At 48.0% G+C, this 9,190-nt stretch carries 9 protein-coding genes; 6 read left to right on the forward strand and 3 right to left on the reverse strand.

The features are described 5' to 3' along the window. Nucleotides 1-149: 149 nt before the first annotated feature. The 3 genes from QUA78_RS30710 to QUA78_RS30720 all read right to left on the reverse strand — a co-directional run bounded on the left by QUA78_RS30710 (nucleotide 150) and on the right by QUA78_RS30720 (nucleotide 2,446). Nucleotides 150-905 carry a DUF2232 domain-containing protein gene (locus tag QUA78_RS30710; RefSeq protein WP_333305989.1) on the reverse strand — a complete coding sequence of 252 codons (756 nt, stop codon included), beginning with the start codon at nucleotides 903-905 and terminating at the stop codon, nucleotides 150-152. Nucleotides 906-1,148: 243 nt separating this feature from the next. Further along, nucleotides 1,149-1,646 carry a universal stress protein gene (locus QUA78_RS30715; RefSeq protein ID WP_333305991.1) on the reverse strand — a complete coding sequence of 166 codons (498 nt, stop codon included), beginning with the start codon at nucleotides 1,644-1,646 and terminating at the stop codon, nucleotides 1,149-1,151. An 89-nt stretch (nucleotides 1,647-1,735) separates the two neighbouring features. Next, entirely contained in the window at nucleotides 1,736-2,446 is a 711-nt protein-coding gene (locus QUA78_RS30720) for a Crp/Fnr family transcriptional regulator (protein WP_333305993.1), read from the reverse strand. A gap of 292 nt (nucleotides 2,447-2,738) precedes the next feature. Between QUA78_RS30720 and QUA78_RS30725 the strand changes: the two genes are divergently transcribed. From QUA78_RS30725 to QUA78_RS30750, 6 genes are all read left to right on the forward strand, one after another. Continuing rightward, the gene (locus QUA78_RS30725; protein WP_333305995.1) at nucleotides 2,739-2,945 is read left to right on the forward strand and encodes a hypothetical protein; all 207 of its coding nucleotides are present in this window, start codon (nucleotides 2,739-2,741) and stop codon (nucleotides 2,943-2,945) included. Between the two features lie 190 nt (nucleotides 2,946-3,135). Continuing rightward, nucleotides 3,136-3,312 carry a hypothetical protein gene (locus QUA78_RS30730; RefSeq protein ID WP_333305997.1) on the forward strand — a complete coding sequence of 59 codons (177 nt, stop codon included), beginning with the start codon at nucleotides 3,136-3,138 and terminating at the stop codon, nucleotides 3,310-3,312. 216 nt (nucleotides 3,313-3,528) lie between these two features. After that, nucleotides 3,529-5,838 carry a hypothetical protein gene (locus QUA78_RS30735; RefSeq protein WP_333305999.1) on the forward strand — a complete coding sequence of 770 codons (2,310 nt, stop codon included), beginning with the start codon at nucleotides 3,529-3,531 and terminating at the stop codon, nucleotides 5,836-5,838. 44 nt (nucleotides 5,839-5,882) lie between these two features. After that, nucleotides 5,883-7,907: a hypothetical protein gene (locus QUA78_RS30740; RefSeq protein ID WP_333306000.1), complete on the forward strand. Its 2,025-nt coding sequence runs from the start codon at nucleotides 5,883-5,885 to the stop codon at nucleotides 7,905-7,907. 319 nt (nucleotides 7,908-8,226) lie between these two features. Then, nucleotides 8,227-8,892, forward strand: a complete 666-nt coding sequence (locus QUA78_RS30745; protein ID WP_333399202.1) for a sugar transferase — start codon at nucleotides 8,227-8,229, stop codon at nucleotides 8,890-8,892. Between the two features lie 85 nt (nucleotides 8,893-8,977). Next, the gene (locus QUA78_RS30750) at nucleotides 8,978-9,166 is read left to right on the forward strand and encodes an ADP-ribosylglycohydrolase family protein (RefSeq protein ID WP_333306004.1); all 189 of its coding nucleotides are present in this window, start codon (nucleotides 8,978-8,980) and stop codon (nucleotides 9,164-9,166) included. Nucleotides 9,167-9,190 lie beyond the last annotated feature (24 nt).

Genomic DNA, 9,190 nt, shown 5'->3' on the forward strand with positions numbered 1-9,190 from the left:
CTAATTATGAAATGGAACCGAAAGATAAAAAATAAAGGCAACTTAGTTAATGCAGTTTAGATGTTTAACAGCTTAGTCATTAGTCATTAGTTATTTAGTAGCAATTAGCAATGCCCCATGCCCCATGCCCCATGCCCCATGCCCAATAACTACTCTTCATAATCGATCAAAAGTTGCACCCAGCGCGGTGGCCGCGGAATCGGATTTCCCAAACGATCTAACAGCAGCAAAGCTACTAAATGCACTACAAATAAATAGACAATATTGTTAACCAAAATCATCCCGGCGGCGATCGCCCCAATAGTGTTCAAACTCGGTACATTAAGCCAGCCCAGCTTCACAAAAACCCATTCCACCATCTCTGTTACCTGGGCTGTTACGTAAACCCAGAGGTCTTGACCCACCAAAGCTGACAGCAGCCAAAACCGAAAAAAGAAGCCTACAGTACCAATTAGCGCGCCCAAACTAATAGATAAAGACCAACTCGCTTTGCGCCTCCAAAGTCCTCCCAGCGCAACTCCCATAATTCCAAAAGGAATCACGTATAAAATGCTCCGCGTCGGGCCCATGAGTACCGACAGCAGCAAACCCGATACCAAAGCTGCCATCCAAGCGGCTCGGTTGCCCCAGCGGAGGTAAACTAGGGCGATCGGTATCGGGAAAAAAACCCGCAGCAAAGGCCCCAGCGGAAAGTAATAATTTACCAGCCAAATCAAGCTAGCGGTACTTGCCAAAAATGCCGTTTCTACGAGCCTTAAAGGCGCTTCCCCTAATTCGCGCTTCCCCGGATCTGGATTTGTGCGATCGCCAGCCATTGCTGAAATATCGGCGGTTTCCGGCTCGTTATTTGTAGTGGGTGAACTGCCCGAATTAGACCCAGCATCTGCTGACAAAAAATCACTCATCCGATTTTATATTTTAGATTTTAGATTTTAGATTTTACGGGACTTGGGCGCTATACGGCTGATTCCCGGTTTTCCGATTTTAGATTTTAGATGTTACAGGACTTGGGCGCTATACGGCTGATTCCCGGTTTCACTCTTTGAATGCTTCGCGGCCAAATTTAATCTTGCTCGCAGAAACCGGGTTTAGGTACGAACGCGATTCTTATTTTAGATACACTTTCTCAGCAAAAATTTTCAGCAGCATCATTTTTCGGCTTTGACTTCCTGAATTACAAAAACCGAACAAGATGCGTGGTGAACGACATAATTGCTGACGCTGCCGAGGAAAGCTTCTGCCAACCCCGTGCGGCCGCGCCTCCCCAACACTATTAAATCTGCGCCCCAATTTTGGGCGGATTCACAGATAGAATACCCCGGAGCGCCCTCCATTTTGCAGTCAAATTCCACCTGCAATCCTTCTTTTGCTGCCGCGTCGCAGTATTTTTTCAGAAAACCCGAAGCCTGTTTTACCTCAGTTTCCAGCCGCAAACGTTGAGCTTGATAAGCTTGATTCATTAACTCGACATTCATACCCAAATCTACCGGAATTGGCACGGCAGTCTCGCCCAGCGAGTTGACAGTAACGCAGTTAAATAGCATCACCTGGGCCCGATCGCTCAGAGCTAATTCTAAAGCTTGACTGAAGACGCGGTGGCTAAGTTCAGAATCATCTAAGGCAACAAAAATTTTCTTAAAACTCATAGCTTTACCTCCGGCGGGAAATCATCAATATCAGTTAGTTAACAGAGAGTGCTTTTGAATTAGATTCAATTTAGCAATCTCTGATACTTCTAGACTAACAGACGCTCCAAGGCGTGCAGGTCGGGAATGCACAAAACGTCACGTTCGCGCTGAATAGTTCCTTTTTTTTCCAGCTTGCTCAGCACTCGCGTTACTGTTTCCCGAGCCAGCCCGCTGAGGCTGCTCAATTCTCTGTGTGGCAGGTTGGGAATTTCTGTACCTCCTGATGACATGATTTTCCCTTGCCCCTCTGCCAAAAATAATAGAATATCTGCTACTCGCGAGGTACTGTCAGATTCTCGCAAACGCAGGCGGCGGTTGACTTGTCGCAGGCGACGAGCCATCAGTTGAGCGAGGCGAATGCCTGCTAGCGGCTCGGTATGAATGAGCTGCACAAAATCCTGAGATGGCATATTGCCGATCAGTGTCGGCGCTAGGGTGATGACATCTGTCGATCGCGGTGCTTCTTCGATCGCGGCCATTTCCCCGAACAGTTCTCCTTTCCCTAAAATATTCAGTGTTACTTCTTTTCCGTCTAGGTTGTAGGTGCGAATTTTCACCCAACCATCCAATATAAAATACACTGATGTTCCCCAGTCATTTTCGAGTAAAATCACTTGATTTGACGGATGACTGCGGGTAACGATGTGGAGAGTTGCTCTCTCGATTACAGGATCGGGCAAGCCTGCAAAAAAAGGAGTAGAAACTATCAATTGATTTATATTGGAATTCGGATCTCGGGTGTTAAAGCGGTCTTCCATGAGGCCATCATTTTAATTTATGCGCTTGAGCTGCGCTGGGCAGTTAGAAATAGCTTGCAGCCGAGTCATTCGATTTTAGATTCAAGATTTGACAAACAAGTATCTAAAATCGGCAATTTTACCTCTAAAGTTTTGCGGTCAAAGGTCGAATATGGGAATTAATAGCCTTAAGCTCTGATTGCGAGCTAGAAACTAAAGAATATACCATAATTTTTTAGATACCTACCACTGAGCAAATTTTATTAACAAAATTTTAGCAACGTGGCAAGCGACTGAGCCGATCGAATTACCTTTGAAAGCACTTTGCTTAGAAAGCTTAACACTGCTGAGAGATTTGTTGTCACTCGGCCCTGGAGTCGATCGGCAAAATCCACCAGCACCAGCCTGCAAGCAAGGCAGACAGCGACCCAATCCGACTGCAACTGCCTGGAATCTGTCAAATGTCAGCACGATCGGCAAAATCGACAGCTATTGCGAGCCTAAAGGCGGGCGCTCTTAGCGAGCAAAACCGACGCAGTTCGCAGCAAACTTTTCTGCTACCCCGAGATTATTGTACCATTAGTATCTAGGCATGAATACAGATAAAAGGCTATTATGAAAGGTTACTAAAACCGAATGTACGGAGACAATCCCGAATCCCGGCATCCCAAATCGCAAATTGTTTGAGGTTTTTTTCAAGTCGGTGAAAGATGAAGAGACAGTGGGGCGCCGCCACGCTAGCCAAACTTGGGGTGACGGGTGTGCGGCAGGCCGTTAGAGCGGGTGAAGACAAAAGTTCGTGCGATCGCAGCTATCCCGAGCAGGAATCGACCTCCGGCCCGGCAAACAGGAAAGCAGACGCAGAATTTGGCAGCACTTGCAGTTGATAGAAGCGAGCATTTGGTGCGGAAGTACCGGCTAACCTATCATAGGCAATAGAAGTTATCCGAAGATAAAAGGTTAATTAACAGTTGTCAGAAAATATTAGTCAATTATTGACGGACTCGCATTCAGATTATTCTATGTATTGGCATCGCTGCCGCCTGACTTCAGTCTTTTTTCGGTAAAGTTTCTCCCAAGCCGCATTCCCAGAGGTTCCCCCCTTGAATTCTCAGAAGTACAAAATTCAATCACTGATTGCTGAGATTGACGAGGTACTCAGCAAGCCCGCACCCCGCTTGCCTTGGACGGGTTCGATCGATACTGTCCACCAGCGCCAACTTTTAGAGCGAGTTCGCGCTTATCTGGTTTCCTCAGACTCCAAACTAGCGGCCAAAAAGGCGCCCGCCAGTACCAATGTCCGCCCGCAACCAGTTCCAGTGCCCAAAGTGCCGCCCAGGGCCCCTAGCCCCTCAGCCGCAGAGCAAATCATGCTTGCCGTAACCGGAGAAATCAGCCACCTGCGTTCAAGCCTGACGGAGCCGCTCCAAGAAGACATAGAAGCTCTGCGGCAAGAGCAGCAAGCTCTAATTCAAGAAATCAAACAGCTAGAAGCACAACGGCAGCAGCAACAATCGCTAGCTCAGCAACAAGCAAACCAACAGCAAATCATTTCTGAATTCTTGCAGGTACTGACTGCCCGTTTGGAAGAAACCTTGACTAGCGATTTCTCCCAAATTCTAAGTTCGCTAGAAAATCAGTTATTGCAAAGCAGCGCAGCAACTCACTCTTTGGGCAGTGCGCCTGATGAACAATTGGCTATTGACGTAACACTTAACCCACAAACCTCAGGAGAACACCCGCTGCTGACGCCGGCTCAAAGGTTGGAGCAAATGCAACTGTTGCAATCTCGTGCCGACAGTTTGCTGATGAGTCTCGATTCTAGGATGGCTATCGTGTTCGAGGCTTTGCAAGCAAATATGCAAAGCTATCAAGCTTCGTTGGGACAAGAACTCGAAAATATGTACGGTTTGAGCCAGCAGAGCGAGGCGATGTTCGCGGCTTTCGTCAACCACTTGGCCGTACAGTTGGGGCGAGAAGCGTCTTCCTACGTGCAGCAGCCGATCGATTTAGCAAATCTCGAAACAGTCATCCCAAACGCAGCCGATCCGTCTGATGCCGCTCCAGCCCTCTCAAATACTGCGATCGAACAGTCAGCCCCTGACACTCAGAGTGGAGACTTGGTGCAGTCCAATCGCACCGGCGAATTCGGAGAACAAGACAGATTGCCCTACGCCGGTACAGAAATTTCTCCGCAATTCGGACAGTTGAGGCGCGACCGCGACCGCATTCAATCCCCAATTTCGCTCCCTGACTTGGAAGAGAATTTGTTCGGTTCGGCACCCGAAAGACCTAGACCGACAATTGCCTTTTCCGGCGCTGAATCGGAAAATAAATTAGCAGAAACAGGCGAAGATATTGAGGATTTGTATGCAAGTTTGTTCGCGGGAGAAGCAGTCGCAGAAGTAGAATTAGAACTCGAAACTGTACTACCCCAAAATACTGAATTTGAAACCGCAAGTGAGGCTGTACAATATCAAGCGGCGTCGGATAATGAAACTGCCGACGCCCTAAATATGACCGAAGATTTGTTTGTAAATCTGCTGGATGAAGGCGAATCACTGGAAAATATTTTAGTAAATCCAGATTCAGAATTCGTAATAGGTAATTCTGTAGAATCTTTAACTTTAGATAGTGCCGGTTTATTTGAACCGCAAGTGGCATCAGTACCTCAAGTTTCAGAACCGCCAGTCTCAACCGCCTCGCTGCAAATTGACGCGGACGATCGAGAAAATCTAGAAACGGCTCAAAACCGAGGCGAGCAGTTCGACGCTGCGATGCCTGAACCGCCACCTTTGCCATTGAGAACGCCTGCTGAAATTAGCCGGAACCGCCCCAGTGCCGCGCCCGGTTTGTCGAGAATCGGTGATTTTCAAACAGGCGAGTCCGGCACTTCGTCGCAGCGGCTTGATGATGGCTACATCCAAGCTTCGCCGGACGAGGATTTGCTGCCGGTCGAGGCATTAGAAGATGACCTCGATCGAGCTCTAAATTTGGACAACAATACTCTGGAACTTTTGGAGGCAGACCTCTACAATCTGGAGGGATTAGAAAATACTAGCTCCCGGCGATCGAATTCCTCAGCCGCTAACAGCTTGGATTTATCGGCGAGTTCCCCCGAGGAAGGCGGTGCAAAAAATCCCTTTGCCGAGGTCGCAGAGGAAGAACTCGGCACGCTGGAGGATTTGTTCTCCGATGTGTTGGAACTCTCATCTGAGGATGAATCCTTTGTTTTGGAAAACGAACTTGAGGATGACTTGTTTGCTGAGGAAGACGAGTCGAACTTGACGCTAGACGAGATTTTGGCTAGTTTGACCGAGACCGATCGACCTTTGACTGATTCTCCTCCTCCAGAAACTGCCGAAACTAACGAACTGCGATCGAGTCCTCCAGAAAATAAAAAAAAAACCTAATTTCGACAGAGAGTAAAGCAGGAGTTGTTGAGAGGAAAACGGAGTTGAGCGAGTTGGCCGCGCAGCAGCAAGAGTCGGCGCTTTATTCTGTTGCAGGTGCGATCGCCCCGGCCTTCCCTGACTCGGACACTCAATCCCGGGAACGCCCGAATTCTCGCTGGTATTTGGGTATTGATTTCGGTTCCAGCGGGCTGTCGGCGGCTTTGGTCGATCGTGCCAGCCGTCAGTTGCACCCGATTTACTGGGAAGCATCGCAGGCTGAGGGTTCCGCTGCTGGCGGCAGCTTTCGGATTCCCTCGGCTGCGGTGCTTGCGGAAACAGCCCCAGGAACCCCAGGGTCAGAGGTGGCAGTCAAGTCGGTGGGAATTCCACCCCTGGCTTTGCCTGCGGGAGAATTTTTACTGCAAAATTTTAAATTGCCTTTAAAGGTGGGCATTCCTTATCAGCGGGAAGCTGCTGGGATCTATGAACCGCTGTTGCAGTGGTCGCCGTTGCAGGCTTTTTCGATCGCCTTGCCGCTGCAAGGTGTGCGGGCACTGCTGGCTACTTTGAATCCGAGGAAGCAGGGGCAAAAATTTGGCGCGTCGGGGGAAGTTTTAGATTCTGCACCGAGGGCGATTTTTGCAGGATTGCCAGTTTCCAATTTAGTCTGTAGGGCTTCGGGACTGACGCCAGAAACTCTTGATGCGGCGCTTTTAGACTTGCAGGGTGTAATTTTGGGGACTCCTGCCGGTTGGTCGGATGCTTATCGGTTTAATCTGCGGGAGGCTGTTTTGGGCGCGTCTCTGGTGGCTTCTGGTTCGCAAATTTTTGTGGTGGAAGATGCGATCGCCACTTTGCTTGCTGCTGTAACTCCTGTGAAAAATGGCATGGAAGTCGAGTCGTCAGCCGTCGATTCTGCTAAGGGCGGTGAAGAAGTTGCACCGCTGACGGTGAATGCTTCGTCTTTTAGCGGGGGAACTTTGATTTTGAATGCGGGGGCGGCGACGGTGGAATTAGCTTTAGTTGAGTTGCCGTCCAATCTTCAAGATTTAACTCGTGCTGATTTTACTTGCCACAGTTTTGCTTTTGCTGGCGATGCTTTCGATCAGGATATTATCTGTCAGTTGTTGGCTAAAAATGAAACTTGGGGAATGTCGATCGATTTGCCACGTCCTGGGCATCCAGATTTGCCGAACCGCTATCAATTGCAGCAGCGGTTACAAGGTTCTGCTTTTGGGCTGCAATTGTTAGAGGCGGCAAGGCAAATAAAAGTTATTTTGCAACATCAAAAAAGTTTTGCTTTGGATATTGGCCAGCAGCATTGGGATGTGAAGCGCAAAGATTTGGAAAGTCTGGTTTTAGTGCCTTTTGTGCAGCAGTTGAACCGCGAATTGAATGCTTTGCTCAGTCGCGCGGGAATGTCGCCGGCGGGGATTAATCAGGCGATTTGTGCAGGGGGTATGGGTGCTTGGCCTGCGATCGCCCGCTGGTTGCGGCAGAAGTTGCCGAATGCGATCGTTGTTCAAGACCAGGAATTGCAGGTCGATCGAGATATTTTGGAAATTGACAATTCTGGATTAAATTCTGTATCTCCAAGTACAAATTTTTCAGAAAAAATTGGTCGAGTTGCCTGCGGGTTGGCGAGTTTGGCTCTTTATCCTCAAATTTTGGATGTGTCGCAGCAGCAGTACAGCGACTTTTTTCTGCTGTGGGAATTAATGCAGGTTTTGGGTGAGGAACCTCTGAGCTTTCAGGAAATTTTGCAGTTGTTGGAACGCCAGGGCGTGAATACCCGCACCTGCGAACCCCGGATTCTGCGGATTTTGGAAGGAAATTTGCCGGCGGGACTTGTGCCTGCGGAGGAAGATTTCATGCTGCTGGGCGAGGAGTCGAGGCAAAATCCCGATTGGGAAGCAATTTTGGCGGAGCCGCTTTTCTTTGAAGATGTCTCACTGGGTTATCGCTTGAATCTCGAACAAGCCTCTGTTGTTCGCGAATATTTAGGCAAACTCGCTTCTAGCAGCCAGCAAAAATTGTTAGAACCGCTAACAATTGCTTGGGATGTTCGCACGGATACTTATCGCTAAACGGCAAAAAACCCGGTTTCTCAGTGGAATCCTCCCTGTGGTTCCCCGAACATTCCTAGTAGAAACCGGGTTTTTTGTGGTCAAGAGTAACTTTGTTATGTAAATTTACTTAAGTTTACATAAAGTTTATACCTTTTTAGAGGAAATACACAGAAAGTTTATAAAAATGTTGTTGCTTTTTAAAGATTTTGCAAAGCTCAGCATTTGAGGTTCTGCAGATTTGAGATGGCTAATAAGATGGACGTAAGAGATCGTTAAAGTTGAGACAAATCATATGAAATTTCCGATGGGTGCCTCGTCGAAATCATCATTATCAGAAATGCTGTCCTTATTTTTTCAAGAATTTACTTACAGAGTCAGTGTATCAAAACAACAACATCACCGATCCGTAACGAGCAAGGTAAAACGGTCGATCGATATTTTGGGCTCGCTGCTGGGACTGGCAATTGCTGTTGCGGTGGCGGTGCCGGTGGCAGTGGCGATGCTGTTGGACAATCCGGGCCCGCTGCTGTACACTCAAGTCCGCTGCTGCTTCAAAGGGCGACATTTCAGAATGTGGAAATTTCGATCGATGGTTGTCGGTGCAGACAAGCTCAAACACCTAGTTAACAACCAAGCCAAGGGTCACATTTTTAAGAATGAAAATGACCCGCGAATTACCCGCGTCGGCCGCTTCTTGCGGAGGACGAGTTTGGACGAGTTGCCTCAATTCTGGAACGTGTTAGTCGGCGACATGAGTTTGGTGGGAACTCGACCGCCAACTCCCGATGAGGTTGCTGGCTATGACGATGTTCACTGGCAGCGTTTAAATGTCAAACCCGGCCTGACTGGGGAGTGGCAAGTCAACGGACGGTCTGGAGTGAAAGACTTTGACGATATTGTGCGCATGGATCTAGACTATCAGCGCAAATGGTCTGTTTTTTACGACATTAGTCTGATTTGCAAAACAATTTGGGTAGTGTTGACTAAAGATGGCGCGTGTTAGATAAGTAGGCTGCTTTGGGTTGTTTTTTTATTTTAAATTTACGGGAAAAACAGGGAATGAAATATTAGGAAACCGGATTAAATATATGTTAATAGAATTAGCGATTGGTGACGCTTACGGTGCGGGTTTTGAATTTGTCGATCGGCAGACGATCGAATTGTGCAACAATCTCAACGGCTACATTAAGCATCCCCGTCACGACATCCAGCCTGGATGCTACACCATTGGTAACAAGTTAGAAGGGAGTAGATTTTGTCAATACCTCTTGGGATAGAAATATTATGGAATAATAATGATA

This window comes from Microcoleus sp. K4-B3 (genome assembly GCF_036704615.1).
Taxonomy (GTDB): Bacteria; Cyanobacteriota; Cyanobacteriia; order Cyanobacteriales; family Microcoleaceae; genus Microcoleus.

Excerpts from the sequence above, each read along its gene's own strand:
- QUA78_RS30715 (WP_333305991.1), bottom strand. The coding sequence starts at position 1,646 with ATGAGTTTTAAGAAAATTTTTGTTGCCTTAGATGATTCTGAACTTAGC.
- QUA78_RS30745 (WP_333399202.1), top strand. The coding sequence starts at position 8,227 with ATGCTGTCCTTATTTTTTCAAGAATTTACTTACAGAGTCAGTGTATCA.
- QUA78_RS30750 (WP_333306004.1), top strand. The coding sequence starts at position 8,978 with ATGTTAATAGAATTAGCGATTGGTGACGCTTACGGTGCGGGTTTTGAA.
- QUA78_RS30710 (WP_333305989.1), bottom strand. The coding sequence starts at position 905 with ATGAGTGATTTTTTGTCAGCAGATGCTGGGTCTAATTCGGGCAGTTCA.
- QUA78_RS30720 (WP_333305993.1), bottom strand. The coding sequence starts at position 2,446 with ATGGAAGACCGCTTTAACACCCGAGATCCGAATTCCAATATAAATCAA.
- QUA78_RS30730 (WP_333305997.1), top strand. The coding sequence starts at position 3,136 with ATGAAGAGACAGTGGGGCGCCGCCACGCTAGCCAAACTTGGGGTGACG.